Source organism: Acetobacter sp. AC2005, from assembly GCF_037901235.1.
GTDB lineage: Bacteria > Pseudomonadota > Alphaproteobacteria > Acetobacterales > Acetobacteraceae > Acetobacter > Acetobacter oryzoeni.
On record NZ_CP149625.1, the window covers coordinates 2,180,308 to 2,206,326 of the forward strand.

Sequence of the window (26,019 nt, forward strand, 5' to 3'; positions counted from 1 at the left end):
CCTGAGTTCCAGAGCTATGGGCGCGGGGCAGATGCGTCAAGGGAAAGGCGCATGACAAGTGCCTTGCGCAGCCATACTCACGGAAACTTGCCTTGCCAGTAGGTCGTATAATGAGGGCCTTCCGTTAGGAAAGCGGGATCATTCAAACGCATGAACCATGCGCAGGTTTCCCGCACATCAAGCTAGGTTAGGGGTAAGGGAGATACTGGGGTTTATGGCGCAGCAGGAACATCAGCCTCTTGTAATGGAGGTGCAAAAAGCTGTGCAGGCAGACCCGGATAGGGCGTTGTGCCTGTGGTTTTTGCCTTCATCTGTGCGTGATGCCGCTTATGTTCTTCTGGCTTTCCATAACGAGCTGATTCGCGCTTTAGCCCCGGCGCGTTCTGCTGCTGTAGCAGGGCCCATGGCCGGATATATTCGCTTGCAATGGTGGCGAGAGGTGCTGGAGGAGCAACGCAAGCCAGAGCACGTTCTGGCACCAGCGCTTATGGCGCTTGTACAATCAGGCCAAGTGCAGCGCGAAACTTGCCTGAAAATGATTGCTGCCCGGGAAATGGAGCTGGAACCCACGCAAGATGTAGAGCGCTGGATGCAGATGATGCGGGATGGTGCCGGTGCCTTCCAGCAAGCCATCGGAGAACTGTTAGGTGTGCAGGATGCAGTTACACTGCAACGCTTGGCCGCCGGAGGGGCAGCTTATGGGGTGGGCAGCATGTTGCGGCATTGGCCATTGCTTGCGGGCAGTGGCCGTTTTTTGTTTCCCGGCACGCAGGAAGAGTTAAGGCAGGTTGGAAAGACGTTTCTGCAAAAATGTCATTTTGAGGTTTTGGAGCCGCAGTGCCGTAAAGCTGCGTTACCAGCCGTATTGGCAAAGCGTGATCTGGCGCGTGGAAGTGAACAAGCTGGCCTGCCCCGCGGAATAGGGGACAGGCTTGCTGTGTGCCGCGCTGGTATTCAGGCGTCGTTGGCGACAATTTTTTCCATAACGCCAATCAGAACAGAATAATCAGCATTTTCTGCCGCGCGGCGGGCAAGAGAAAGCTGTTGTGTTACCGCAGCTAAAGTGGGTGCGGGCACGGCCAGACGTGCTGCGGCATCCATCAGTAGGCGCATGTCTTTTTGCATCAGGCGGGCAGGAAACTGGGGAGAGAAATCTCCAGCCTTGGCCATTTTGATTTTGCGCTTGTGGTGCGGGGAAATCACAGCCATTTCATCCAGCGCATCAAACAGCATGGAGCGGTCCAAGCCAGCGGCCAGGCCGTAAGCTATGCCTTCTGCCACAGCGGCCAGACCGGCCCCCATAATGCCATTGATAACCAGCTTAAGGCGTGCCCCGCTGCCAGATGGTCCGGCATGAATGGTGATACGACCAATTTTATCAAAAATAGGTTGAGCCCGTGCAATAGCGGCATCATCCCCACCGGCCAGAATAACCAGATTGGCGGATTCTGCATCAGGTGTGCTGCCAGATACCGGACAATCTATAACGCAGATATTTTTTTCCTGCCCGGCCTTTTGCAGGGCATCTGCGGCTTCTGGAGAAACAGAGCTGGTGTTCAGCAGTAAACCATCGGCTTTTATGCTAGCCAGAACACCCTGTGGGCCGTACATGCTTGCTGCAAGGGCCTCATCATCCGGCACACAAACCAGAACAATATCTGCCTTGCTGGCAACTTCTGCAGGGGTGGGCAGAAAATGGGTTACGCCATCACCGCCTTTGCCAGAAGGGGTATAGGCAAGGGTGGCATACCCGGCTTTTTCAAGATGCGCGGCCATGCGGCTGGCCATGGCACCAAACCCAATAAAACCGATTGTCTGCTGAGTTGTCATGCTGAATGAACCTTCTTGTTTGTATTAAAAGAATTATAAACCTGAATAATAAGATATGTCTTGGCCAGGTTGGGGAAGCATCGTTCGCGTTTGCGTGTCTGGGCGTTACGTTGTTTGTTACGGTTGCATAGTATTCTTGCGCAATAAGGCTGATTTTGTAAGGGTAATCCTGCACTCAGCGTACATGGCTGAGGTGCTTTAAACAGTGGAGAGCACAAAACCCCATGCCATCGCCCACCCCAGACCGAAGCCGGCGGTTTCGCCTTTCTCCCCTTACGCGGCAGGTGTTGCTGTATGTGTTGTTTATGCTGCCAGCCGTATCTTATCTGGCAGGTGCTTTTTCGGGTGATCTGGGGCCAAACCCATTCAAGACATGCTTGCATGAATTCGGACGCTACGCGTTTCGGTTTCTGCTTGTTTCGCTTATGATTTCGCCGCTCAAACGGTTTTTAAAAATTGATTTGATGGTGTATCGCCGCCCGCTCGGTTTGCTGGCTTTCAGTTACGCGGCTTTGCACGTGACACTCTATTTCTGGTGGGCACGTGGGTTTGATATCCAGCGGATATGGAAAGATTTTTTAACGCGGCCATTCCTCACATTCGGGTTGATCGCTTTTTCTATTCTGGTGGTTCTGGCGGCAACATCCACGCGCAAATCCATTATACGGCTGGGTAAAAAATGGGCGCGTTTGCATCGTCTGGTTTATGTTGCCATGGTTTTGGCGTGTATCCATTACGCCATTGCATTCAAGCAGTGGTACATTGAACCTTTTGTATATGCAGCCGTAGCGGCATGTGTGCTGGGTTTGCGGTTTGTGCCAAAGCCCGGGCTTAAAAAATCCTGAAATAAAAAGGAGGCATGAATTTTCTCATGCCTCCTTTTTTAATGCCGTTGTAGTTTGTGAATTGCTTAGGCCAGCAATGTATCATGGCCTAGAGAGGCCAGAAGTTTTTCTGCACGTTGATCTGCATGAATAATGGAAACTGTTTTCCCGCGTGCCTTCAGGCGGGATGCAATTTTTTCCAGCGCGTCTGCTGCGCTGATATCCCAGATATGTGCGTCTTCAAGATCAATCACGATGTTTGAAGCTGTATCCTGAAAATCCACTGCATCGGCAAGAACACTGGCAGAAGCAAAGAACAATTGCCCATGCACGTAATAGGTGCGGGTGTTGCTGTTTTCTGAAAACGTGCTGCTGACCTGAACAAGTTTCATAACCTGAAAAGAAAAGAACAACCCATTTAATAGCACGCCACAGGCAACACCAGCTGCCAGATCATGCGTTAGCACCACCACCAAAACCGTGGCCAGCATAACGGTGGAAGAAAGGCGAGGGTGTTTTACCAAATCACGCAGGGAGGACCATGAAAACGTGCTGACAGACACCATGATCATAATGGCCACCAAAGCGGCAACAGGCACTTGGGCTACAAAGCGGTGCAACACAACCAGCAACAGCAGCAAAAATGCCCCAGCCGTAAAGGTGGAAAGCCGACCACGCCCGCCATAACGCAGGTTGCCAACTGTTTGCCCAATCATGCCGCAACCGGCCATGCCGCCAAACAGCCCCACCATGATGTTGGAAAAACCAAGCCCGGTGCATTCCATGCGTTTGTTGCTGTGTGTGTCTGTTAATTCATCCACCACAGTAGCTGTCATGAGGGATTCCAGAAGCCCCACCATGGCCATGGCAAATGCATAAGGCAGCACAATTTTAAAAGTTTCTGCTGAAAAAGGCACATCTGGCAACGTCAGATGCGGCAGGCCAGAGGGTAGATCTCCCAGATCAGACACCACATGCACAGGCATGGGCACTGCAAAAGTAATGCCTGTAAGCACAAGAATACAGATTAAAGGGGAAGGCACAGCCGTGGTAACGCGCGGCAGAAGGTAAACAATGGCCAGCCCCAGCGCGATAAGCGCATAAGTATGCCACGTAACATGCAGCATCTGCGGCACCTGCGCAGAAAAGATAAGAATACCCAGCGCGTTTACAAACCCGGTTTCTACCTCGCGCGAGACAAATCGCATCATGCTTTGCAGGCGCAGCAAACCGAAAATAATCTGGAATGCACCTGCCAGCAGTGTCGCCAGAAGTAGATATTGCAGGCCATGGCTATGCACCAGTTCAGCTGCAACCAGAGCAACAGATCCGGCAGCCCCGGAAATCATGCCCGGCCTGCCGCCCGTAATGGCAATGGCAATGCTGATAACAAATGAGGCAAACAGCCCCACAGAGGGCGCAACCCCAGCCACATAAGAAAAAGCGATAACTTCTGGAATAAGTGCAAAAGTGCCCACCATGCCGGCCAGAACATTGCGGACGGGCTGGTCTGTCCATTCATGAATATAGGTTTTAACTGTCACGAGAAACCGGGTGTCCCTTGGTTGAGTGTGAAAAGGCGCATTAATCGGGCACCAAAAGCGTTTCGGGGCAGGAAAGACTTTTGAGGCATTATTTGCAAGATATACATGCCTTATGGGGGATATCCTACCACGCTACACGGATAAGATGATTGTGCTCTGTGTGGCAGCGTTTTATGCGTGAGGCATGGTTTCTCCTTCTTCCTCTCCTCTTGTCTGGATTCTGGCTGGTGAGGCCAGTGGCGATGTCTTGGGGGCACGCCTTATGCATGCGTTGCGTGCCCGTGTGCCCGATATGCGCTTTGCCGGGGTGGGGGGCGTGCGTATGCAGGAGGAAGGGCTGGTCAGCCTGTTTCCCATGCGGGATCTGGCCGTTATGGGGCTGGTGGAAGTGCTGCCCCGCGTACGCCAGCTTTCTGCCCGGTTGGATGAAGCCGCGCAGGATATTGCAGCCCAAAAGCCGGATTTGGTGATTACCATAGATAGCCCTGGCTTTGCCCTCCGGCTTCTTAAAAAAATAAGCGGTTTGGGCATTGCCCGTGTGCATTATGTGGCGCCGCAGGTTTGGGCATGGCGGCAGAAAAGGGTGAAGGAATTTCCCGGTCTGTGGGAAGAATTGCTGTGCCTTTTGCCATTTGAGGAAAAGTTTTTTGGCAAGCACGGCCTAAAAACCCGCTTTGTAGGGCACCCGGTTTTGCAATCTGGCGCTAAGGATGGAGATGCAGCTCGGTTTCGCAACCGGTATGGGTTGCCAGATAGCGCCAAGATACTTGTGCTCATGCCCGGTAGCCGCCGCTCAGAAGCGCCGCGCTTGTTGCCAGTTTTTGGCCAGATGTTGCGTTTGCTTAAAACATCCATGCCAGACGTGGTGCCCGTGGTGCCGGTTTCTCCGGTTGTGGCGAATGTTGTGGAGCGTGCCACGCAGGATTGGCCCATAAAGCCGGTTATTGTCACAGATATTCATGACAAGCATGATGCCTTTGCTGCTGCTGGGGCAGCATTAACCAAATCAGGCACATCTACGCTGGAACTGGCTTTGGCTGGAGTGCCAATGGCTGTGACATATCGGGTTAACCCCATAACGGCCTTTTTTGCTCGTCGGCTTATTAAAGTGCCATTTGTGGCTATGGTGAATTTGTTGGCAGGCCGTGCTGTTGTGCCTGAACTTTTGCAGGAACAGTGCCGCGCAGATGTTCTGGCGCGTGAAGTGCAGATTCTGTTTGAAAATACAGATGTGGCGCAGGCTCAGAAACAGGCCTTTGCCACGGTTTTGCATGGGCTGGAAGGGCCACAGGGCCAATTGCCAGCCGATGCTGCAGCAGAAGCTGTTCTGGAGGTTCTTAACCGTAAAAATACGGCTAAGACACTCGGCTAAACGTGTTCAGTTGTGTTTGTGATAAAGCTGGTTGGGGTCAATTTCCGGCTTTGTCAGTTCTTTCAGGCCATCTGGTGTAAAGGCGCGGTAAAAACAGCTACGGCGGCCCGTGTGGCATGCCACGCCAATTTGGTTCACAAGCACAAGCACGGCATCGGCATCGCAATCCAGCCGGGCTTCAATAAGGTGCTGGATCTGGCCAGATGTTTCGCCCTTGCGCCAAAGCTTCTGGCGGCTGCGGGAGTAATAGCAGACGCGCCCGGTTTCCAACGTTTCACGCAGGGCTTCACGCGTCATCCATGCAATCATCAGCACTTCGCCGGTATCGTGCTGCTGGGCAATAGCAGCTACCAGGCCAGAGGCATCAAATTTTACAACATCCAGCATAGCATCCAGCTCTGCTGATGGGGCAATGTAAGTCATGATTTTTCCGTAGAATGAGAATCAGAAGGTGTTTGAGGTTTAAGTGCTGTTTCCAACCAGGCAGGCAGACGCACCACCAGCGGATGTGCGGCACAGGTCAGTTGGTTATTGGCGGCATCTGTTTTCAGTAATGCCAGCCCAACATGATCTTGGGATGAACGCAGCGTGCCCACTTCCACACCATCGCACAGCACAGGGGTTCCGGGCGCAGGCAGGGGAGATGTGGCTGCAACAGGCATCAGGCGGCGCTTTACCAGAGTGCGGTAATGCATACGGGCGGTCACTTCCTGCCCCATATAGCAGCCTTTTTTCCATGATACGCCACCGAGCAGATCCAGATTGGCTTCGGCAGCCAGAGTGCGGCCAACCTCACAATCCTGCACACCATCTGGCAGGCCCAGTATCAGGCGGTGCAGGTTATAGTCCTGCTCTGTAGCGGTTATGGGCGTATCTGGTGCGGCATCAATCAGTCGCCACCCGGCGTCTTCTAACCGAGGGTCCCGAAAGCTGATGGCGTTTTCCAGCACACTGTCTGGTGGTGGGTTTCCCCATGCGACATGCACGGGCAAGGCGGTGAGTTCTAGCTGCACATCAGAGCGCAGGCGGAAACGCTGGAGAGTGGTCTTTAGGTTTTCAGCCTGTTCTGCGGCGCAATCTAGCAGCAGGCAGGTATCATCGGGGTCTGAGACCACAAAAAAGTCTGCCTGCCAGCGGCCCTGATGTGTCAGGCAGGCGCTCCATGTGGCGTCTCCCGGTTCCAGCGCAGCAATATCCGCCGTGACCAGACCTTGCAGAAAACGCACGCGGTCAGCGCCAGAAAGCTTGAGAACCGTGCGGTTTTCAAGCCGGGTCATATGTGTTGGGGAAGGCATTTACATTCTCCCATAAAAGAAAAAAGGCTTCCCGCAGGAAGATAGAGGGCTTTTGGGGCCAGGAACAGAAACTGTTCAAAAACCTTACTGGCTTAGGGCAGAAAACACATCGCCTTCTGGCGGAAGATTGCAAATATGTGTCCGATGCCACAGAGCGTAAAACAGAAGTGTCCATGCGGCAGCACCCGTTCTGCGGTTATCTGCTGCGCGGAACAGGGCTTTTACACGGTCTGGCCGGGCAATTTCCGCAATACATTCCTGCCGTGCCACCAACTCACCAAGATGAGCACCTTGCTGACTGATCCATGTGCCAATCGGCACGGTAAAGCCTTGCTTGGGGGCAAAGGGGCGTGCGGCAGAATTGTGTTGCTGCAACCATTTGCGCAAAAGCCATTTTCCCTTGCCATCACGCAGGCGCATGGAATCGGGCAGGCGCCATGCCGTTTGGGCCACAACGGGGTCTAGCAACGGAGTGCGGCCTTCTAACCCATGCGCCATCAGGCACCGGTCCAGCTTGATAAGCAGATCATTCGGCAACCATTCTGCAATATCTACAGCTTGCAAGCGGGAGAGAGGGGTTGCCGCATCTGCCGCGGCCATTTCTGCGGCGGCTATGCCATCCCGCCAATGGGCAGGGTGCTGATGCAGAATATTCATGTTATCAAAAATGCCGCGCCGCCACATGCGCCGCTTGCCTTTCCACCACGGGCGGCTGGCCGAGCGATAACGCCCATAGCCACAAAACAGTTCATCTCCCCCTTCGCCCGAGAGAATGACGGTAACATCTTGCGCTGCTTTCTGGGCCAAAAACCATGTGGGAATAATGGCGTAATCTGCAACCGGATCATCCATACAGGCCACAATGGCCGGCAGATGTTGCCACACCATATCTGCCGTAATGCGCAAGGTTTCATGCTCGGCGCGGGCATGTTGGGCCAAGGCATTGGCGGCTTCGGCTTCATCCGCGGCACCCGGGGCATCAAAAACGGCTGTCCATGTGCGCAAGGGCGTGGTGCGGGGTAGGCGGTTCATGGCTGTTAACAGGCAGGCACTATCTATGCCGCCAGAAAGAAACAGCCCAAAGGGTACATCAGAACGTTCATGCGCATGCACGCTGTCCATCAGGGCTGCATCAAGGTGGTTTAGGGCGTCAGCTTCAGAAGTAAAAAAAGGAGCGTGGGCCGGAATGGGGGATTGGCGCTGCCTATCCAGAATACGCCCTTGGTTGATGCGCAGGGTTTCCCCCGGCATGACGCGTTGAATACCGGGAAAGATTGTTTCCCACCCTGTGGTGAACTGAAGTTGCAGCAGTTCATCCCGCACAGCAGGTGCAATGGCGCGGGGAGCAAGGCCGGAGGCGATTAAAGGTGCGGGCTCGGATGCAAAGGCAATGCCGCCCGAAAATTCGGTAAAATAAAGCGGTTTGATCCCAAACGGATCGCGCGAGAGCAGGAGTTCCTGCTGGGCTTTATCATACAGCCCAATGGCATACATGCCGCGCAGCCCGCGGGTATAGGTGCAGCCGTTACGCTCCCATAAAAGCAAGGGAGATTCGCAATCGCTTCCGGTCTGGAAATGCTCTGGCCCGATCTGCCGACGAATTTGTGGGTCGTTATAGATTTCACCATTGGCAACAAGCGTGCCATCGCCGCTGGTTAAGGGTTGGTCTCCACTTTCCAGATCAATAATGGCAAGGCGTGTATGCACCATATCGGCGCGCCCCAACCGGGCAATATGCACACCATTGGGGCCACGATGGCCCAAGGCCTGCGCCATACGTTCCAGAACCGATTCGGAACATGGCTGCGTGCCGGGCGTATAAATCAGCCCTCCAATGCCACACATTTACCCGGCCTCCACCGTGGACAAGAACTTATGCCACGCATCCAGAACGGGTGTGACAGCATAGGTTGTTTCATAATCCCTGCGGCCTGCCTGCGCCATACGGGTTGCCAGGTCTGGTGTTTCCAGTGCAGTGCAGATTTGCGCGGCCAGAGCATTGGCATCCTCTACCGGAGCCAGTAGGCCGTTTTCACCATTTCGGATAAGTTCACTTGGCCCTTGAGAAGCGGCTGCAATCACCGGTTTGCAGGCCGAAAACCCTTCAATCACCACATTGCCCAATGGCTCGTGCCGAGAAGGGCAGATCATGGCAGAGCAGGCGCGCAATAGGCCTCCGGGGTGGTTGGCCCATCCGGGCATGAAAACACGCTCTGCCACACCTTCCTGCCGCGCAAGCGCTTCCAGCGCTGTGCGTTCTGACCCTTCTCCGGCAATAACAAGCGGGATGTGTGGCACATGCTTCATGGCACGGATAAGAACATCAAAAGCCTTGTTCTTATGCAGCCGCCCCAATGCCAGCAGAAAAGGGGCGCCATGTGGCAAAAATTCTGGCCATACGGGTGGTGTGGCTGCCAGATCTGTGGCGAAGTTGGGGAGGTAATGCACGGCATTGGCAGGCCAGCCTTGCTCGCGCATCCAGCGCACCAAGCCATGCGTATTGCCAATGAGATGAGAGCAGCGGCGATAATAGGAAAGATCATAAAATCCTCCCAACCGCCCAGCCAGTACCCAGTTGCCTTGGGGGGCAAAGCGTGCGGCACGGTTCATCCATGCAACGGCAACGCGGGGAGAGAACTCTTTAAGAGCAGAGCGAAGACCAATGCGGGTGCGTATATCCAGCATGTTGCCAAACGGCAGCTCAACGGGTGCAAGGTTGCCTGCACGTAAACGTTGGGCACGCTCCGGGTTGGTGCGGATAACTGGCAGAACAGAAAGTCCTGCCGCAGCTTGTGCAATACATAGGCGTTCAAAAAACAGCTCAGCCCCACCTGTGGGGGCTCCGGCCATAATGTGCGCAACTTTCAAAGGCTGTGTGTTCTGCCCGTTGGTAGTGCCATCCATCATATGCCGGTTTCCTTGAGAAGGGAGAGCGCTGCTGTGGCAACATCCGCAACATCCAGCCCAGCTATGGGGGCTTCACCCTCTGGGCCGGGGGCAGCAATCCACCGCGCATTTTTGCCAGAAGGCGCGTATTCCGATGCACGAGATGGCCCAAAAAGCCCCAAAGTGGGCGTGCCTGCGGCAGCGGCCAGATGCATCAGGCCCGAATCATTGCCGATATACATGCGGCAGCGGGCTAGCATGGCGGCTACTTCCGTAAGGGAAAAATGGCCTCCAGCATCTATGGCGTGGGGCAGAGCTTGCAGAACAGGGCGGGCGAGTGCGGCTTCCTGCTCTCCCGGACCATAGAATATGGCGGGCCGAATCTGAGGGTATGCCGCACACAGGCGTTGCCATAGGGGCAGGTACCGTTCTGTTGGCCAGATTTTGCCTGTCCAGTTGGCGGTAGGGCCTAAGGCGATAATGGGTGAGGTGTCAGGAATAATCTGCTGTGCTTTTGCGCGATCAGCCGGGCTGACCCAAACAGTCGGGAGCGGAGGTGGAGAAAGGTTCAGAACGTTTCCCAAATGCGTAATGCGCGCGCCAGCCCGCCGCCCGCCGCGCATAATAAACCGGCGGCCCGAACGTAGAAGAAATGTAACGGCTGAGCCGCGCAGATCTACCGTGATATCCCATTTAAAAGGCACGCAGGCTTTCCACAGATCAAGCCAGTGCAGATCATAGGGGCGCTTTTCCATCACAATGGTGCGTTCGAGTCCGGGAAAGGCGCTAAATAGCCCGGCGGCAACAGGCCCGCATGCTATGGTGAACCGCGCATCTGGCCTGCGTTGGTGCAGATATGCCAGCAGGCCCGTAGAAAGCACGGCATCGCCCAGACGTGTGGCCGTGATGAAAAGAATGCGCATTATCGCGCCTATACTGTCTTCCGGTTTTTTTTCCAACCCAGTGCGCGCAGGTGTGGACATTTGCGCTGCCTGTGCAAGAAGCGTTTGCTGATGGTAAAGTTATAAATTGGGCAGAAAAACATCTCTGCTCTGAATCGGGGATACAGGAATGATTAGGAAAGGTTTTTATCTTATCGCCGGGCTTACAGCCGCCCAGTTGTGCAGCAGTGTTACCATGCCTGCGCAGGCCGCAGACAAGATGTGGACAGCAAGCGCATGCGGCGCAGAACCTGTCGCGCCTTCTGTGGAAGTGTCTTCCGTTGATAAATATAACGCCAGTGTTGATAAGGTCAGTGCCTATGAAAAAGCAGCACGCACCTATAACAGCTGTGTGGCCAAGGCAGCCGTTAAGGAAGAAACGGCTATCAGCAACGAAGCGCGTGAAAAAATTGCCCATATTCATGAAGGCAGCAGCACCGTGCAAAAGCGTATTGCCGGTAATTTCACCAAATTGACCACGGCCCTTAAGGCCGGAGGGGCCAAATTACAGAAGGCAGAGCACTAAAATTTTCGGCAGGGCGGCTGTTTTCTGGTACAACAGTAAAAGAGCCGCCATCAGGCTGATTGCCTGCATGACTTGTATGATACCCCCGGCTGAGGCAGATAGACGGTAACACAAAGCCGTCAGGCAGAACGCCAGCAGACAGGAACAGGCCAGACCGTGGCAGAGGATCTTTTCAAGGAAGTTGATGAGGAAATGCAGGCCGAGCGCCTGCGTATGGCCGCAAAGCGCTATGCCGGTGCGGGTATTGGGCTGATTGTGGCCGTGCTTGCGGGCATTGGTGCGTGGTCTTGGCATGTTTCCAGCCAGAAATCTCAGGCGTTGGAAGCTACAGGAACGTATCTTACGGCCTTACGGCAGACAGACCATCTGCCCTCAACTCCTTCATCTGGCACGGTAGATCTCACCACTACCGCGCAGGCGGGTTTGGCCTCGTTGCAGAAATTGGCTTCTTCCGATGCAAAAGGCGTGGCTGTTCTGGCCCGTTTGCAGGACGGGGGCGTGCAGGCGGCGCGGGGTGATGTAAAAGGTGCATTGGCTGCGTGGGATGCCGTGCAGAAAGACCCGAACGCAGATTCCGCGCTGCGTGATCTGGCAACCTTGCTGTGGTGCCAAAAACAGTTGGATACCGGAGAACCTGCTACACTACGTTCTCGCCTTGCGCTGCTTACAGGCAAAGGCAAGCCGTGGAATGGTCTGGCCATGGAAGCCTTGGCTGTTCTGGATGTGCGCGAAGGGCATGTGGCAGAAGCCCGGCAGAAATTTGCAGCGCTACAGGCTGCGCAGGATGTTCCTCAGGGCGTACGCAACCGGGCGCAGGATATGATGCAGGCCCTTGATCCGACAGCAGGCTAATAGAATGAGCAGCAACAAGAAATCCAGCGCAACCAGACGTTCCGGACTTTCACGCCGTGCCCTGCTAGGAGGCGCCGCTCTGGCTCCTGCGCTGGCTGGGTGCACCATGTTTGAGAGTGACAGAAAGCCCATTCTGGCCGGGCACCGCACGGATATTCTGTCTTCCGGATCTGGGTTGATGGTTGACCCGGACGATCATACGCCCATTACAATCCCTCCTACCATTAGCGTTTCGGAATGGCCTATTTGTGGGCGTGTTTCGGCCCATACCGGCAGCAATTATGCTTGGGGTGGGCTGCATAAAAGGTGGAGCAAGGATATCGGGGCCGGTATTTCCCAGCCAGATTTCATGGCGTGGGCGGCACTTGGCACTTTGGGCCGCGGGCTTATTCCTGCACCGCCTGTTGTGCAGGATGGCCGCCTGTTTGTTATGGATGCCCAAGGTGTTGTGCGCGCTTTTTCTTGGCCCGGCATGCGCCATATCTGGACGTATAATCCGCGCCCCAGAAAATCTTATTCTGCCAATATGGGCGGCGGTTTGGCCGTAGATGGCGGCGTTGTTTATATTGTAGACGGCATTTCCCAAACCATGGCGGTGGATGCGGCAACCGGCAAGGTGAAGTGGAAAACCACCAACGGCGCACCGGGACGGTCTGCCCCAACAGTTGCTGGTGGGCGTGTTTTCTTTGGCACGATTGATGAGCGGTTTTTCGCGCTGGATTCCGCCACAGGCCGCCAGTTGTGGACATATACAGCCACATCTGTGGAAACCACCGTGTTTGGCCAGCCTGCCCCGGCTGTAGATAACGGCATTGTGGTGGCCGGGTTTGGTGGGGGCGATCTTGTTGCTTTCCGAGTGGAAAGTGGTGAGGTTGTCTGGAGTGACATGATGGGTAACGTCAACAGTCAGGCCAGCACGCTGGATCTGTCCTGTGTGCGTGGGTTGCCTGTTATTGTTGATAGCATTGTGTATGCCGTAAGCATGGCACAGGTGTTGGCTGCCATTGATATCCGCACAGGCCGCCGTGTGTGGGAACGCTCGGTTGCCAGCCAGAACAGCCTGCTATGCGTGGGGGATTGGCTTTTTGTGGTCTCGCTAGATCAGCAGATTGCATGTATTGACCGCCTTTCCGGCCATGTGCGGTGGATTACACAGCTGCGCCGCTTCCGGCGTGTGGATGTGCACAAAGATATCGTAACCTGGTTTGGCCCCATGCTGGTGGGCGGCGAACTGGTTTGTCTGAGCTCTCTGCCTGAAAATGGCATGGTGCGGATTAACCCGGCAACAGGTGCAATTATATCAGTAGACAGCATGGATACCGTTTCTTTCGTGCCGCCAATTATCGTAGATAACCAGATGCTGATCGTGACAAACGACGGGAACCTTTGCTCTTATGGCTGATCGCCGCAAATCCATGCGCCCACCTCCGCCGCTTCCTACGGGGGATATGCCTGTTGTTGTTATTGCAGGTCGGCCAAACGTTGGTAAATCCACACTGTTTAACCGCCTTGTAGGGCGCAGGCAGGCCCTTGTGGCGGATACCCCCGGTGTGACCCGAGACCGCAAGGAAGGTGTGGCCCTTATTCGTGGGCGCTACGTGCGGTTGATTGATACCGCCGGGCTGGAAGAAGCAGCCCCCGAAAGCCTGTTCGGGCGGATGCGCTTTTCTTCTGAGAGTGCTGTGCGTGAAGCAGACTTGGTGCTGTTTTGTGTAGATGCACGCGCAGGTATTACGCCAGCAGATGAGCATTTTGCACAGTGGATCCGGCGTCAGAACCGCCCTGTATTGCTGATTGCCAATAAATCCGAAGGCCGGCTTGGCGCAGCTTCCGCAATGGAAGCCTATGCTCTGGGCTTGGGCGAGCCTTTGGCGCTTTCTGCCGAACACGGTGAAGGTGTGACGGACCTGATGTGGGAAATTGCCGATAGGCTACCCGCAGAGCCGGAGCATGAGGCAGAACCTGAAATTGAAGCAGCGGATGATTTTGCTGTGGAAGAAGGGGAAGAACCTCCGCGCCCGATTGGCCCATTGCGTGTGGCCATTGTGGGCCGCCCCAATGCTGGCAAATCTACGCTCATGAACGCCCTTTTGGGTGAAGAACGTATGATTACCGGGCCGGAAGCAGGGCTTACGCGTGATTCCATTGCCGTCACGTTGAAAGATGGCGATGATACGTTTGAAATTGTAGATACGGCTGGTTTGCGCAAAAAAGCGCGCATTGATGAATCTCTGGAAAAAATGTCCGTTTCAGCTGCCATCGAAGCGCTGAAAATGGCAGAGGTGGCCGTGCTGGTGCTGGATGCGACATTGGGCGTGCATGAGCAGGATTTGCAAATTGCTCGCCTGATTGAGCGTGAAGGCCGTGCCTGCGTATTGGCCCTGAATAAATGGGATGCCGTGCAGGATCGCACAGCCACGCGCAATGCTATTCTGGACCGTTTGAGCATTTCTCTGGCTCAGATGCGTGGCGTGCCAGTTGTTACTTTTTCTGCACTTACCGGTGCTTCCATTCACAAACTGCTGCCAGCGGTGCGTGATGCATGGACAGTCTGGAACGCACGCGTGCCCACAGGTGCCCTCAACCGCTGGTTTGAGGAAATGCTGGAACGCCATCAGCCACCATTGGTGCAGGGGCGCAGATTGAAACTGCGGTATATCACGCAGGTGAAATCTCGTCCGCCAACGTTTGTTATATTCGGCACGCGGGCTGAACAACTGCCTGATGATTACAAGCGCTACCTTGTAAACGGCCTGCGTGAAACGTTTGATCTGCCGGGTGTGCCTATTCGCTTGCAAACGCGCGGCACCAAAAACCCCTACGCAGATTCCTGATTGAATAGGCGCAGACACTTTCTTTTTGTCAGAACACCATTCGTTGCATTTGGCAGTAAGCCACTACAATGGTGTTCTGACGAGAGAATATGAGGGCATGGAGCACACCGTCTGGCGGTGCTTATAATTGTTTGTCTCAGGTGTCCGAGGCAGTGTGCAGGGCTGTTAATCAATATATTAGCTGCACAACATGAGGTGGGAGCACCACGCCCACGTGCATTCTGGATTTCCAGAAAAGGCAGGTAGGTCACTCCTTGCAGGCAAAAGAAAGTTTTGCTCCATGACACAAATCCCCAATTCTCAGTCAGCACCGGTTGCAGATGGGCTTCATGGAACAGCCCGCAATATGGCCATGCTGGCTGTGGCGCTTTCTGTTTTTCTGGCATTGCTGGACTACGCTATTGCAAACGTTGCACTGCCCGATATTGCGCGGGATTTAAACGCTTCCTCATCTTCGTCCATCTGGGTTGTAAATGCCTATCAGATGGCCAGTCTGGTTTCCCTTCTGCCGCTGGCTGCGTTAGGTAGTCGGGTGGGGTTTGCCAGGCTTTGTCAGGTAGGGATCATCATTTTCATGGTGTCATCTCTATTCTGTGCCACGGCCACCAGCTTGCCTATTTTGGCGGGTGCGCGTGTGTTGCAGGGCATTGGTGGTGCATGCATTATGAGTGTGAATATCGCGCTAGTGCGGTTTATTTACCCTCATGCAGAAATTGGGCGCGGTATTGCTCTTAATGGCGTTGTGGTGGCGCTTGGTGTGGCCTTGGGGCCTACGGCTGCTGCTGCCATTCTCACCATAGGGTCTTGGCCGTGGCTGTTCTGGATTAACCTGCCATTTGGGGCTTTGGCTCTGGGCATGGCCTTTTATGCGCTGCCTAAAGTACCACGCACTTCTGGTGCGTTGGATGTTACAGGCAGCATATTGTGCATGCTGGCTTTTGGGGCCTCCGTAATGGGGGGAGATGGGCTGGCACATTCCCAAAATACAGCCATTTCCTGTGCATTACTGCTGGCAGGGCTTGCGGCCGGAGTGCTGCTGGTGCGGCGTGAGGCAGAAGTTCCACAACCCATTTTGCCTGTTGATTTGCTGAAGAATCCAGAATTCGCAGTGGCCTTTATTACCGGGTTCTGTGGCTTTGTGGCCTCTAACTTCTACATCGTTTCCATGCCGTTTACATTGCACAACACTCTTGGCCTCAGCTCAGCCGCCACGGGTTTGCTCATTACGCCTTGGCCGTTGGGCATTATGTGCGCAGCACCACTGATCCGGCGCGTGGCAGATAAGGTTTCTGCGGGCGTGTTGTCTTCCATTGGTTTGAGCACAACGGCACTGGGTTTCTTTTTGCTGTGGCTTTTGCCGGCTCATCCTTCTGTGTGGGATATTGCATGGCGCACCGGCGTGGCAGGCTGGGGGTTTGGTTTTTTTCAGCCTCCCAATAACCGAGCCATGATGGTGGCCGCGCCTCATACACGGGCTGGTGGTGCCAGTGGCATGGTGCAGGTTGCACGCCAAGCGGGGCAGACCTTGGGGGCTATGGGGGTTGCGGCCTTTTTTACATGGTTCGCACAAGGGGCCACACAAAAGTGCTTGCTTATGGCCGGGTGTGTGGCGCTGTTTGCCGCCACGTTAAGTGCCAGCCGTTTGTTTCTGAATACAAAAAAAGCAGCCTGAGGCTGCTTTTTTATTGGTCACGTTATGTCAGGCTGTTCAGACTTCAGCTTCAAGGAAGATACGGCTGACATCCCCCATCCACGCGCCATAATAACGTTCCAGCCAACGTTCAGCCTGCGTGGGCGCACCAGCTACCAAAGAGGTGAGGGGCGCAAGATAGACCCATTCGGTCTGTCCGCTTTCATCCGTCATATCCCGGCCCTGTAGGCCGTCCATGGCAATGGCAATCATCTGTGCAGCCAGATCGCGCACTGTGCCTTCACCCCAAGGCGTATCCAGCCCCATAAGTGGCACAATCTCGCGCAGCTTTACATAGTCTTCCCAAGGGTGAGATTTTACGAGTTCCCAAGCAGATTCCAGCGCCGCATCATCATACAAAACACCCGTCCACAAAGTGGAAAGAGCCAGCATCATTTCTGGTGATCCCGCATCAGCGCCACGCATTTCCAGGAACTGCTTGAGCCGCACATCGGGGAAGGCTGTTGTAATGTGGTCTTCAAAATCTCCAATGGTGGGGGTTACATCTTCCAGCCCGTCCTGCCGTTCACCATTCATCCATGCGCGGAAGGAGCGGCCAGCCACGTTGCGCATTTTGCCATCACGCATAATGAAATACATGGGCACATCCAGCACCCATTCCACATAGCGTTCAAAGCTGAAGTCATCTTCAAACACGCATGCTGGCATGCCGGAGCGGGCATTGTCCGTATCTGTCCAGACCTGTGCGCGGTTGGAAAGAATGTTGTTGGGCTTGCCTTCCACAAAAGGAGAATTGGCAAACAGGGCCGTGGCTACCGGTTGCAGCGCCATGGAAACACGCATTTTGCGCACCATGTCCTGCTCAGACCCAAAATCCAGATTCACCTGCACGGTGCAGGTGCGCTGCATCATGTCCAGCCCCATTGAGCCAACTTTGGGCATGTATTCACGCATAATGGCGTAGCGGGATTTGGGCATCCACGGCAGTTCTGCCCGTGTGGCAGTGGGGTGAAAGCCCAAGGGCGCAAAGCCCAGCCCCAGTTCACGCGCAATGGGGCGCACGGCATCAAAATGGGCTGTCAGTTCTTCTGCTGTTTCGTGCAGGGTGCGCAAGGGCGCGCCAGAAAGCTCAAACTGCCCTGCAGGCTCAAGGGAGATAGCAGCACCAGCGGCATCTCCCCGACCTTTCAGGCCGATGATGTTGTTATTGTCGAGCACAGATGTCCAATCATCCGGCTCAAACTTCTGCAGGCCCTTAAGCAGGGCTTCAATGCCATTGGGGGCATAAGGTGGGGCAGAATAGGCTTTCTGCCCTTCCTTTACGGCTTCTGGGCGCAGAAAGCCGAATTTTTCGTGTTCCGTGCCAATCCGCCATGCGTCACGCGGCTTGCATCCCTGCGCAAGCACTTCGGCCAGCTGTGCAACGGTGCGGGCAGGGGTTTCATCTGATGCGCCGGGGTTGGACATGGGGTATCACAGATCCTTGAAAAACAGAGAAATCGCACTCTGCGCCAGCAAAGCGGAGATATGAAGCGTTATTGTGACAAAACAGCAGCCGAACGCAAGCCGCAGCCTATAAGTGCCAGCCCGGCAGCCACGGCCGTATCAGCCCGCAACACCAATGGGCCTAGGGATATTGGCGTGATGCAAGAATATTTTAGCATCATCTGGCATTCCCTATCACTTAGGCCCCCTTCAGGGCCAACCAAAAAACCATCCCCTGCATGTGCCTCGGGCAGCAGGGAGGGGGTATGAATAGCCCGGTCCTCTCCGCGTTCTATGGCGGCAAACAGCCGGTGCTCCTGCGGCCAGCTTGCCAGAAAATCTGTGAACGATTGCGGAGACTCTATGTGTGGCACATCAAAGCGCTCACATTGTTCTGTGGCTTCGGTGGCAATGGCATGCAGGCGGTCGGGGTTGATGCGATGTGTATTGGTGCGTTCGGTGATAAGAGGCACAAAATGCGTAACACCCAGCTCCGTGCCCATACGCAAGACCAAATCTGTGGCATCGCGTTTGAGCAAGGCAAAAGCCAGAACTAAGACAGGCTGCTGCGTGGGGGCGCGAAGTTGGCGCTCCAGCTCAAAAAAGCCTTTGTCCTTCCGGATTTCCGTAATGCGTGCCAGCCATTCCCCACTGTTTGCATTGAAGATGCGCACGTGGTCTCCGGCTTTTTTGCGCAATACTGTGCCCAGATAGCGGGCCTGATCTGGCGCAATGTGCAGCGTTAGGCCCGTGTGGGCATCTCCCAGTATTTCTGGGGCATTATAAAGGCGCGGAAGGTGCGCGGTGGCATCTGTTACAACCATGGTTATCGGGTCTGTCTGAGCTGAAAGGTGTAAGTGGTTTCCGCTTTGTGGCATAGAACACCAGCCCTTAACACCATATGCCTTTCTGAACAGGATACGTGAACAGCCGTGTCAGTTTCTTCCAGCCATACAGATATCCGCATTACAGGGTGGATTGCCCATCTGCCTCCGGCGTTGCAGGCCTATGCTTTGCTTGCGCGGTTGGATAGGCCAATAGGCACGTGGCTTTTATGGCTGCCGGGCATGTGGGGTATTCTGCTGCCTCAGGGTGTTGCCACTTCCGAACGCATTCGGCTGATTGTGCTGTTTGGCATTGGCAGCCTTGTAATGCGGGCCGCGGGCTGCGTTGTGAACGATATGTGGGACAGGGATATAGACCGGCAAGTGGCGCGCACGGCTGGGCGGCCACTGGCATCTGGCGCGTTGAGCATGAAGCGGGCCACACTATTTTTGGTGCTGCTTTTGCTGGCAGGCTTGGCTGTGCTGGTGCAGTTGAACAGCCTTTCATGGATTTTGGGTGTGTCATCCCTGCTGCTGGTGGCGCTTTACCCATTGGCCAAGCGGTTTACGTGGTGGCCTCAGCTTGTCATGGGGTTTACCTTCGGCTTTGGCGCACCCATGGGATACGCGGCAGCGGCTGGGCATTTATCTTGGGCGCAGGCAGCTTTGTATGCGGCAACCATTGTGTGGCAACTGGGGTTTGATACCATTTATGGCTTTCAGGATATGGAAGACGATGCTCGCATTGGTGTGAAATCCACATCTCGCCTTATGGTCGGCCGGGCGCGTGGGTTTATTGGCACATGTTACGGGCTGATGCTTGTTTTGCTGGCTGTGGCCGCTGTTTTGGCGGGGGCTGGCCCACTTTTTTGGGTGGCTTTGGTGTTGCCTGCCATATTGTTGTGGCAACAGGCCCGTAAGGTAGACCCCACAAGCCCCGCTTTGTGTCTGGCCCAGTTTAGGGCTAATCGAGAAATTGGCCTGGCCGTAGCGTTGGCGCTGGTTGCCGGGTTGATAGCTGTATAAGCCTGCATGTTTCAGATGAAAGAAACCACGTTCATGAAATCCATTTTCCGGGCTGTTCTGCCAGCGGCTATGGGGTTGGTTCTGGCTGGCAGCCAGGCTTATGCACAGGACGATACCGGTGAAACGGCTATTCCCGTAGCATCTTCTTCCGCTCCGGCTGCTGTGGCGCTTTCTGCATCCGATAAAGCATGGTTGAAACGGATTGAGCAGGCGCTCAACCAGTCCAAAACCTTTCAGGCCCGCATTCAGCAGCTTGATGCAGAAGGAAAACGCACAACCGGCACCGTGTGGATGAAGCGCCCCGGCCAGATGCGCTTGGCGTATGATCCGCCTTCACCGCTGCTTCTGGTAGCCAACGGGGGCAAGGTTGTGTTTCGAGATAACCAGTTGGACCAAACCACGGTTATTCCCATTGAGCGTACACCTCTGGGCCTTCTGCTGCGCCCTCATGTCAGCCTGACAGATGATGTCACGGTAACGGGCTTTCAGCATGATAACGGGCTGGTGCAGGTTACGCTTGTGCGCACATCCTCCCCCGGTGATGGCAGCCTGACACTGGTTTTTTATGAAACACCAGTTGCTCTGCGGTCATGGAGTGTGCTGGACGCGCAAGGGCGCGAAACCCGCGTAACCTTGTTTGATGTGCATGCGGGTGCAGATATTCCGGCAAGCACTTTCGTCCTGCCTGCCGAGGACAACTAAACTGTGTTGCAAGCAGCTTTTTCCGTGCTTCTTCTGGAAAAAGCTGCCGTGCAGGCCGATATATTCACACAGATTGAGACAGATTGAAGTGAGGCACGCAGGCTATGGCCGCAGAGCGTGAACCCCCGGTAATGGGTGATGATCTTTTTGGACTTCCTCCCGAGCCATCGCAGGGAAGAAATGCGGACGCACGCAAAAAGCCAGCGCCCACGCAGCCATTGGCGGACCGCCTGCGCCCGCAACGGTTGGAGGATGTGGTAGGGCAGGCGCATCTGCTGGGGCCAGAGGGTGCGCTCACACGTATGCTGGAACGAGGCTCACTTGCCAGTTTGATTTTGTGGGGTGGGCCGGGTGTTGGCAAAACCACTATTGCCCGCCTTCTGGCACAGGCTGCTGGGTTAAAGTTTGTGCAGCTTTCGGCTGTGTTTTCTGGCGTGGCAGATCTGAAAAAAGCCTTCGAGAACGCACGCAGGCAGGCAGAAGTAGGTGGCGGCACGCTGCTGTTTGTAGATGAAATTCACCGCTTTAACCGCGCGCAGCAGGATGGCTTTTTGCCGGTTGTAGAAGATGGCACCGTTGTGCTGGTTGGTGCCACAACCGAGAATCCATCCTTTGCGCTCAATTCCGCTTTGCTGTCACGCTGTCAGGTTATGGTGCTTAACCGGCTGGATGATCCAGCTTGTGAAGCTCTGCTGGTGCGGGCGGAGGAAGAAACAGGCAGGCCCTTGCCGCTTACGGAAGATGGGCGTGTCACCCTCCGCGCTATGGCAGATGGTGATGGCCGTTACCTGCTCAACATGGTGGAGCAGCTTTTAAGCCTGAAAACAGAAAAACCGCTGGATGCGCAGGCTCTTTCCCGCCTGTTGGCAAAACGCGCCATTTTGTATGATCGGGATAGGGAAGAGCATTACAATCTGATTTCCGCTCTGCATAAATCCATGCGCGGATCAGACCCGGATGCAGCTCTCTACTGGTTTGCCCGTATGTTGGAAGGTGGGGAAGACCCGCGTTATCTGGCCCGCCGTATGACACGCTTTGCCGCAGAAGACGTGGGCATGGCAGACCCACACGCCCTGCCATTGGCCGTGGCTGCGTGGGAAACGTATGAGCGTTTGGGTTCGCCGGAGGGGGAACTGGCCTTGGCGCAGCTTGTGGTGCATCTGGCCACTGCGCCCAAATCCAACGCGGTTTATAAAGCCTATGGCGCGGCCCGCCGTGCAGCCAAGGCTACAGGCAGCCTGATACCACCGGCACATATTCTAAATGCTCCCACCAAACTGATGCAGGATATCGGCTACGGTAAGGGCTATCAGTATGACCACGATGCGGAAGAAGGCTTTTCTGGCCAAAACTATTTTCCCGACGGCATGAAGCGCCAGAACTTCTATAATCCAACGGGCAGAGGCTATGAACGGGAGGTTCGTCACAGGCTAGAAACGTGGTCCCGCTTGCGGGATCGGCGTTAGTCGTGAATATCGGCGCATGAGTGTTGTCAATCGTACCGTAAGCGAAGACGAAGCCGGTATTCGTCTGGATCGCTATTTTCGCCGCCATTACCCGCATCTTACGCAGGGGGCGCTTCAAAAACTGTGCCGCACGGGCCAGATTCGTGTTGAGGGCAAAAGGGTAGAAGCCTCCACCCGATTAGAACCGGGGCAAACGGTGCGCGTGCCCCCCATTCCCATGGCCGCCAAGCCTGCGCGCGATGTGCCCCGCCCGCTGGATGAAAAACTGGCGCGCGAAATCCGCAAGATGGTGGTGTATCAGGACAAGCACGTTATTGTCCTTAACAAGCCCGCAGGGCTTGCCGTGCAGGGTGGCCCCGGCATTACCAAACATATTGACATGATGCTGGATGGCCTGCGGGAAGAAGATGATCCGCGCCCACGTCTGGTGCACCGGATTGATAAAGATACCTCCGGCCTTCTACTGCTGGCGCGTACTCCCGGCGTAGCTGCCAAGCTGGCGGCATCTTTCCGTGGTCGGGACGTAAAAAAGATCTACTGGGCTGTTGTGGTTGGGCGGCCTGATCCGCTTTCAGGCGAGATAGATCAGCCATTGGCCCGTTTGGGTGCTGGCCCCGGTTCCATCACCGTGGCAGCTGACCGTAAGGATGCCGATGCACAATCTGCGCGGTCTGTTTACGAAGTGCTGGATTCGGCTGCACGCAAGTTTTCTTGGCTGGAACTTTCACCGCTTACTGGCCGTACGCATCAGCTTCGTGTGCATTGCGAATCTTTAGGCACACCTATTTTGGGAGATCCGAAATACGGTGGAGCAGCAGCCCATCCTTCTGGCTTTACAGACAGGCTGCATCTGCATGCCCGTATGCTGGATATGCCACATCCGGCAGGTGGGCGCTTAACTGTAAGTGCCGAATTACCGCCTCATATGCGTGAAACCTTCCGAACTCTTGGGTTTGTGCCGGGCACCACACCGCCACCTTCACGCCGTGGTGGCCAAGGATAAGGACGGTTCAAGTTGAAACAGGAGAAACGCACATGCGTCTGAAATGGAAAATCGGCCTGCTGGCGGGGGCCGCTGTTCTGGCGCTGGGCGGTGGCACAATTATATCTGCCACGCAGGATGCAGACTGGCTGAAAACACGGCTGGCCGATGCAGTGGAAAGCAGCACCGGCCGCCACCTGACCATTGGCCAGTTGCATGTGTGGATTCTGCCTTTTCCGTGGGTGGAAGCAAAGAACGTAAAACTGTCCAGCGTGGCGGAAGATGGTGTGAACATGCTGGATATCGGGCAGGTGCGTGCCCGGTTGGCATTGTTGCCGCTGTTTTCTCATCGCATTGCGTTTGAAGATGTCAGCCTCATCAGTCCACAGGTGCAGTTGCGCCGTTTGGCAGATGGGCGGGCAGATTGGCATTTCACACCGCAGGAACGCCAGAGCAGCATCGGGGGCTCTTCGTCTTCCAGTTCCGGCAAGATGCACTGGAATCTGACGGTTTCAGATCTTTTGCTCACACAGGCGCAGGTCGCTTGGGATGATGCGGTGCATCATCGTTCTGGCGCTTTTCAGATTGCCGAAGGCAAGGTGAAAGGGCTTTCGGGGAACGCGCCTGATTTTGACGTAAAGCTGCGTAAAGGAGCTGGACAGTTAGCGCTTACAGGGCAAACAGGGCCTTTGTTGCCAATGTCCGCCCAGTTGCCAATGCAGCTGAGAATCTCTCTGACTGTGAATGGCCATCCTGCAGGGCTGGCGCACATAGATGGGTCCATTACAGATCCGCAGGGCCAAAAAGTCTATGCGTTGCAGATTGGTGGTTCTGTTGCGCAGCTGCGTGATCTGAATGTCTTTTTCCCACATGCAAATCTGCCAGAAGGTCGGAATGTTTCTGTAGATATGGCTGTTGGTGGGCAGGGCGCGCAGCCTGCACCCCAAAGCCTGCACGTGCGTGCTGAAAATGTGGATGTAGGCGCATGGTTGCCACAGGCTGCATTAACTCGAGTGGTAATAGATACGGCAGGCCCCACAGATCCGGTAACGGCCCAGATTGATGGTCAGGTGGGTGCGCAGGTGTTGAGCTTGCGTGGCACGGTGGGAACAATGCAGCAGTTGGCTGCTGCGCCCGAACACGTTGCACAGCAGATTGTGCCGGTGGATTTAACGCTCACGCAGGGTGAATCCAGCATACACGGTACAGGCACTCTAAGTGCTGGTGCTTCTGCGCTGGATGTGCATGGCCAACTCGCGCACGTGGTGCCGGGGGGTGATCTGCCAGCCGCCAATGATCTTAAAGTAGATGGGCACATAGATGTTGCTGATACGGCATCTGTGGTGCGGCACCATGCCGTATCAGATGTGCTGCGTGGCGCACGAGGTGCCATGGATGTGCAAGCGCAGAGCGTAAACTGGCAGGGCGTAACATGGGCGCATGTCAGCACGCATGCCACGCTGCAAAATAGCAGACTGACACTTGAGCCTGTGCAGGCTGAAGGCAATGGTTTCCAGCAAGCTGGCCGTTTGGTGTATGACGTGGCCGGTGCTTTGCCCCAGATTGAATTGGCGGCGCACCCTGTGTTTTTACCCCTGCCTGTTGTTGAGCGCTGGCTTGGCCTTTCTTCCTCGCTTTCCGGCACTGTGCAGCTTGTGGGTGCAGTTTCCACGCAAGGGGAAACGCCGGAAGATCGGCGCAATAATCTGGACGGGCACCTTGGGGTTTCGGTTGTGGATGGTAGCATAAGTGGTGCTGCTATTCGCACGCTGCTGGGCCCACAGGTGCCGGTTAAAGGCAAAATGCCCGTAAGGTGCTTTGGTAGCCATATGCAGTTTGCACAGGGCAATGCCAATATTGATATGCTGGGGCTGGAAACGCCGTTTCTGGTTCTGCATGGGCACGGCACGGTGGGGCTGGGCTCTCAGGTGCTGGATATGCACCTGTCTCCGCGCGTGTTGCTGGGTGGGGCTTCGGCTTCTTCCGATGTTGCGGTTACAGGTACATTGTCAGACCCCAAACCGCGTATGGATCCGGCTTACGAAGGCCGGTACGGCATAAGCATTGGCGGAAATGATGGGGAGGGAGATAACTGCCCCTCCATGCTTTCTGCTGCGCGTGAGGGTGTGGCTGGGCCAGATGCACCGCAGAAAAAAGCGGGCAAGGAAGGAAAGGTCATGAACATGTTGCGTGGCTTGGGGCTGTTCCAATGAAAATGGCATCTACCGAACATAATGTTTCTGGCAATGCGCCGGTTGGCCGCAAACGGTTCTGGAAACAGGCAGACGTTGTGCCAGAAGGGCAGGGCTTTGTTGTGCAGCTTGATGGGCGCAGCATCCGTCTGCCACGCAAGACCCCGCTATGCGTCTCGTCTCGCGCATTGGCAGATGCGCTGGCGGCAGAATGGCAGGCTGCCGGGCAAAATGCAGATGGTCTTTTTTCACCTGCTGATCTGCCCCTTACAGGTATTGCGGGCTCTATGATCGAGCGTATTCCTGCAGAGCGGGAAGGGGTTTTGCGCAGCCTCTTGGCTTATGCGGGCAGTGATCTGCTGTGTTACCGGGAGCCGGGGGAAGGCAAGCTGGCGCAGGTCCAACGCAAGGAATGGGACCCGTGGCTGGAATGGCTGCGGAAGCAGTATGGGGTTACCCTGCACACATCATCTGGTGTGATGCCAATTGTGCAGCCCGAAGAGTCTTTGCAAAAGCTCTATGATGCCATGGAAAAGCTGAATGCGGCGGAATTGGCTGTGCTTGCCGTTTCCGTGCCAGCATTGGGAAGCCTTGTGCTGGGTTTGGCGCTGGTAAATGGCGCTGGTTCTGTAGATGAACTGGTGGCCAGCGCAACGCTGGATGAACGTATGCAAATGGCTGTGTGGGGTGAGGATACGGAAATAACGGACCGTATTGCCGGTATTCAGCGGGAAGTGGCCGATGCAGCCCGTTTTCTGCAATTGGCGCGCACGCCTGCGGTTTGATG

General features: G+C 55.3%; 23 protein-coding genes. 14 read left to right on the plus strand and 9 right to left on the minus strand.

Annotation, left to right across the window (positions count from 1 at the left end; all coding sequences use genetic code 11):
- The first annotated feature begins 214 nt into the window (after window positions 1-214).
- The gene (locus QQM41_RS10450) at window positions 215-1,006 is read left to right on the plus strand and encodes a squalene/phytoene synthase family protein (protein ID WP_281854173.1); all 792 of its coding nucleotides are present in this window, start codon (window positions 215-217) and stop codon (window positions 1,004-1,006) included.
- On the opposite strand, the gene QQM41_RS10455 is transcribed toward QQM41_RS10450, so the two are convergent.
- Window positions 955-1,830, minus strand: coding sequence for an NAD(P)-dependent oxidoreductase (locus QQM41_RS10455; protein WP_339077092.1), 876 nt, complete (start codon window positions 1,828-1,830; stop codon window positions 955-957). The two genes, QQM41_RS10450 and QQM41_RS10455, sit on opposite strands and share 52 nt — an antisense overlap.
- 224 nt (window positions 1,831-2,054) lie before the next feature.
- Here QQM41_RS10455 and QQM41_RS10460 point away from each other — a divergent pair, with 224 nt between their 5' ends.
- Complete coding sequence (locus QQM41_RS10460) at window positions 2,055-2,675, plus strand: sulfite oxidase heme-binding subunit YedZ (protein ID WP_088364930.1); 621 nt, start codon at window positions 2,055-2,057, stop codon at window positions 2,673-2,675.
- 65 nt (window positions 2,676-2,740) lie between these two features.
- Here QQM41_RS10460 and QQM41_RS10465 read toward each other — a convergent pair whose 3' ends face one another.
- Window positions 2,741-4,198, minus strand: a complete 1,458-nt coding sequence (locus QQM41_RS10465; RefSeq protein WP_087651935.1) for a SulP family inorganic anion transporter — start codon at window positions 4,196-4,198, stop codon at window positions 2,741-2,743.
- A 184-nt stretch (window positions 4,199-4,382) separates the two neighbouring features.
- Here QQM41_RS10465 and lpxB point away from each other — a divergent pair, with 184 nt between their 5' ends.
- Complete coding sequence (gene lpxB, locus QQM41_RS10470; protein ID WP_339077093.1) at window positions 4,383-5,570, plus strand: lipid-A-disaccharide synthase; 1,188 nt, start codon at window positions 4,383-4,385, stop codon at window positions 5,568-5,570.
- Between the two features lie 6 nt (window positions 5,571-5,576).
- Here lpxB and hisI read toward each other — a convergent pair whose 3' ends face one another.
- The 5 genes from hisI to QQM41_RS10495 all read right to left on the minus strand — a co-directional run bounded on the left by hisI (window position 5,577) and on the right by QQM41_RS10495 (window position 10,674).
- Window positions 5,577-5,993: a phosphoribosyl-AMP cyclohydrolase gene (gene hisI / locus QQM41_RS10475; RefSeq protein ID WP_339077094.1), complete on the minus strand. Its 417-nt coding sequence runs from the start codon at window positions 5,991-5,993 to the stop codon at window positions 5,577-5,579.
- A complete protein-coding gene (locus QQM41_RS10480) occupies window positions 5,990-6,865 on the minus strand; it encodes a folate-binding protein (protein WP_339077095.1) in 876 nt (291 codons plus the stop codon). The genes hisI and QQM41_RS10480 overlap by 4 nt, the downstream gene beginning before the upstream one ends.
- A gap of 84 nt (window positions 6,866-6,949) precedes the next feature.
- Window positions 6,950-8,710, minus strand: coding sequence for an asparagine synthase (glutamine-hydrolyzing) (gene asnB, locus QQM41_RS10485; RefSeq protein WP_281854175.1), 1,761 nt, complete (start codon window positions 8,708-8,710; stop codon window positions 6,950-6,952).
- A complete protein-coding gene (locus tag QQM41_RS10490) occupies window positions 8,711-9,772 on the minus strand; it encodes a glycosyltransferase (RefSeq protein WP_050820133.1) in 1,062 nt (353 codons plus the stop codon).
- Window positions 9,769-10,674 carry a glycosyltransferase family 9 protein gene (locus tag QQM41_RS10495; RefSeq protein WP_050820432.1) on the minus strand — a complete coding sequence of 302 codons (906 nt, stop codon included), beginning with the start codon at window positions 10,672-10,674 and terminating at the stop codon, window positions 9,769-9,771. The genes QQM41_RS10490 and QQM41_RS10495 overlap by 4 nt, the downstream gene beginning before the upstream one ends.
- A gap of 148 nt (window positions 10,675-10,822) precedes the next feature.
- On the opposite strand from QQM41_RS10495, the gene QQM41_RS10500 reads away from it, so the two are divergent.
- The 5 genes from QQM41_RS10500 to QQM41_RS10520 all read left to right on the plus strand — a co-directional run bounded on the left by QQM41_RS10500 (window position 10,823) and on the right by QQM41_RS10520 (window position 16,576).
- Window positions 10,823-11,218 carry a hypothetical protein gene (locus QQM41_RS10500; RefSeq protein WP_050820132.1) on the plus strand — a complete coding sequence of 132 codons (396 nt, stop codon included), beginning with the start codon at window positions 10,823-10,825 and terminating at the stop codon, window positions 11,216-11,218.
- Between the two features lie 156 nt (window positions 11,219-11,374).
- Window positions 11,375-12,070 (plus strand): tetratricopeptide repeat protein, encoded by a 696-nt coding sequence (locus QQM41_RS10505; RefSeq protein WP_339077096.1) that lies wholly within the window; start codon window positions 11,375-11,377, stop codon window positions 12,068-12,070.
- Between the two features lie 4 nt (window positions 12,071-12,074).
- Window positions 12,075-13,472, plus strand: a complete 1,398-nt coding sequence (locus tag QQM41_RS10510) for a PQQ-binding-like beta-propeller repeat protein (RefSeq protein WP_128105620.1) — start codon at window positions 12,075-12,077, stop codon at window positions 13,470-13,472.
- Between the two features lie 13 nt (window positions 13,473-13,485).
- Window positions 13,486-14,904, plus strand: a complete 1,419-nt coding sequence (gene der / locus QQM41_RS10515; RefSeq protein WP_014457007.1) for a ribosome biogenesis GTPase Der — start codon at window positions 13,486-13,488, stop codon at window positions 14,902-14,904.
- A gap of 280 nt (window positions 14,905-15,184) precedes the next feature.
- Complete coding sequence (locus QQM41_RS10520) at window positions 15,185-16,576, plus strand: MFS transporter (RefSeq protein ID WP_339077097.1); 1,392 nt, start codon at window positions 15,185-15,187, stop codon at window positions 16,574-16,576.
- Between the two features lie 36 nt (window positions 16,577-16,612).
- Here the strand turns inward: QQM41_RS10520 and QQM41_RS10525 are convergent, their stop codons facing one another.
- Together QQM41_RS10525 and QQM41_RS10530 are read right to left on the minus strand one after the other, a co-directional pair.
- Window positions 16,613-18,022, minus strand: coding sequence for a glutamate--cysteine ligase (locus QQM41_RS10525; protein WP_003629613.1), 1,410 nt, complete (start codon window positions 18,020-18,022; stop codon window positions 16,613-16,615).
- A 68-nt stretch (window positions 18,023-18,090) separates the two neighbouring features.
- Entirely contained in the window at window positions 18,091-18,918 is an 828-nt protein-coding gene (locus QQM41_RS10530) for a 16S rRNA (uracil(1498)-N(3))-methyltransferase (protein WP_339077098.1), read from the minus strand.
- Window positions 18,919-18,972: 54 nt separating this feature from the next.
- Here QQM41_RS10530 and ubiA point away from each other — a divergent pair, with 54 nt between their 5' ends.
- From ubiA to QQM41_RS10560, 6 genes are all read left to right on the plus strand, one after another.
- Window positions 18,973-19,890: a 4-hydroxybenzoate octaprenyltransferase gene (ubiA, locus tag QQM41_RS10535; RefSeq protein WP_339077099.1), complete on the plus strand. Its 918-nt coding sequence runs from the start codon at window positions 18,973-18,975 to the stop codon at window positions 19,888-19,890.
- 6 nt (window positions 19,891-19,896) lie between these two features.
- Window positions 19,897-20,592 carry an outer membrane lipoprotein carrier protein LolA gene (locus QQM41_RS10540; RefSeq protein ID WP_339077100.1) on the plus strand — a complete coding sequence of 232 codons (696 nt, stop codon included), beginning with the start codon at window positions 19,897-19,899 and terminating at the stop codon, window positions 20,590-20,592.
- A 104-nt stretch (window positions 20,593-20,696) separates the two neighbouring features.
- A complete protein-coding gene (locus QQM41_RS10545; protein ID WP_339077101.1) occupies window positions 20,697-22,058 on the plus strand; it encodes a replication-associated recombination protein A in 1,362 nt (453 codons plus the stop codon).
- Window positions 22,059-22,074: 16 nt separating this feature from the next.
- Window positions 22,075-23,061, plus strand: coding sequence for an RluA family pseudouridine synthase (locus tag QQM41_RS10550; protein ID WP_042787565.1), 987 nt, complete (start codon window positions 22,075-22,077; stop codon window positions 23,059-23,061).
- 32 nt (window positions 23,062-23,093) lie between these two features.
- Window positions 23,094-25,253, plus strand: a complete 2,160-nt coding sequence (locus QQM41_RS10555; protein WP_339077102.1) for an AsmA family protein — start codon at window positions 23,094-23,096, stop codon at window positions 25,251-25,253.
- Window positions 25,250-26,017, plus strand: coding sequence for an ATP12 family protein (locus tag QQM41_RS10560; protein WP_339077103.1), 768 nt, complete (start codon window positions 25,250-25,252; stop codon window positions 26,015-26,017). Before QQM41_RS10555 ends, QQM41_RS10560 begins: the two co-directional genes overlap by 4 nt.
- Window positions 26,018-26,019: the final 2 nt, after the last annotated feature.

What these genes read in the sequence shown, in the direction of transcription:
- QQM41_RS10525 (WP_003629613.1), bottom strand. Translation starts at nt 18,022, where the DNA reads ATGTCCAACCCCGGCGCATCAGATGAAACCCCTGCCCGCACCGTTGCA.
- lpxB (WP_339077093.1), top strand. Translation starts at nt 4,383, where the DNA reads ATGGTTTCTCCTTCTTCCTCTCCTCTTGTCTGGATTCTGGCTGGTGAG.
- QQM41_RS10500 (WP_050820132.1), top strand. Translation starts at nt 10,823, where the DNA reads ATGATTAGGAAAGGTTTTTATCTTATCGCCGGGCTTACAGCCGCCCAG.
- QQM41_RS10490 (WP_050820133.1), bottom strand. Translation starts at nt 9,772, where the DNA reads ATGATGGATGGCACTACCAACGGGCAGAACACACAGCCTTTGAAAGTT.
- QQM41_RS10540 (WP_339077100.1), top strand. Translation starts at nt 19,897, where the DNA reads ATGTTTCAGATGAAAGAAACCACGTTCATGAAATCCATTTTCCGGGCT.
- hisI (WP_339077094.1), bottom strand. Translation starts at nt 5,993, where the DNA reads ATGACTTACATTGCCCCATCAGCAGAGCTGGATGCTATGCTGGATGTT.
- QQM41_RS10495 (WP_050820432.1), bottom strand. Translation starts at nt 10,674, where the DNA reads ATGCGCATTCTTTTCATCACGGCCACACGTCTGGGCGATGCCGTGCTT.
- QQM41_RS10460 (WP_088364930.1), top strand. Translation starts at nt 2,055, where the DNA reads ATGCCATCGCCCACCCCAGACCGAAGCCGGCGGTTTCGCCTTTCTCCC.
- QQM41_RS10455 (WP_339077092.1), bottom strand. Translation starts at nt 1,830, where the DNA reads ATGACAACTCAGCAGACAATCGGTTTTATTGGGTTTGGTGCCATGGCC.
- QQM41_RS10450 (WP_281854173.1), top strand. Translation starts at nt 215, where the DNA reads ATGGCGCAGCAGGAACATCAGCCTCTTGTAATGGAGGTGCAAAAAGCT.
- QQM41_RS10545 (WP_339077101.1), top strand. Translation starts at nt 20,697, where the DNA reads ATGGCCGCAGAGCGTGAACCCCCGGTAATGGGTGATGATCTTTTTGGA.
- QQM41_RS10550 (WP_042787565.1), top strand. Translation starts at nt 22,075, where the DNA reads ATGAGTGTTGTCAATCGTACCGTAAGCGAAGACGAAGCCGGTATTCGT.
- QQM41_RS10510 (WP_128105620.1), top strand. Translation starts at nt 12,075, where the DNA reads ATGAGCAGCAACAAGAAATCCAGCGCAACCAGACGTTCCGGACTTTCA.
- QQM41_RS10520 (WP_339077097.1), top strand. Translation starts at nt 15,185, where the DNA reads ATGACACAAATCCCCAATTCTCAGTCAGCACCGGTTGCAGATGGGCTT.
- QQM41_RS10555 (WP_339077102.1), top strand. Translation starts at nt 23,094, where the DNA reads ATGCGTCTGAAATGGAAAATCGGCCTGCTGGCGGGGGCCGCTGTTCTG.
- QQM41_RS10560 (WP_339077103.1), top strand. Translation starts at nt 25,250, where the DNA reads ATGAAAATGGCATCTACCGAACATAATGTTTCTGGCAATGCGCCGGTT.
- der (WP_014457007.1), top strand. Translation starts at nt 13,486, where the DNA reads ATGCGCCCACCTCCGCCGCTTCCTACGGGGGATATGCCTGTTGTTGTT.
- QQM41_RS10480 (WP_339077095.1), bottom strand. Translation starts at nt 6,865, where the DNA reads ATGCCTTCCCCAACACATATGACCCGGCTTGAAAACCGCACGGTTCTC.
- QQM41_RS10530 (WP_339077098.1), bottom strand. Translation starts at nt 18,918, where the DNA reads ATGCCACAAAGCGGAAACCACTTACACCTTTCAGCTCAGACAGACCCG.
- asnB (WP_281854175.1), bottom strand. Translation starts at nt 8,710, where the DNA reads ATGTGTGGCATTGGAGGGCTGATTTATACGCCCGGCACGCAGCCATGT.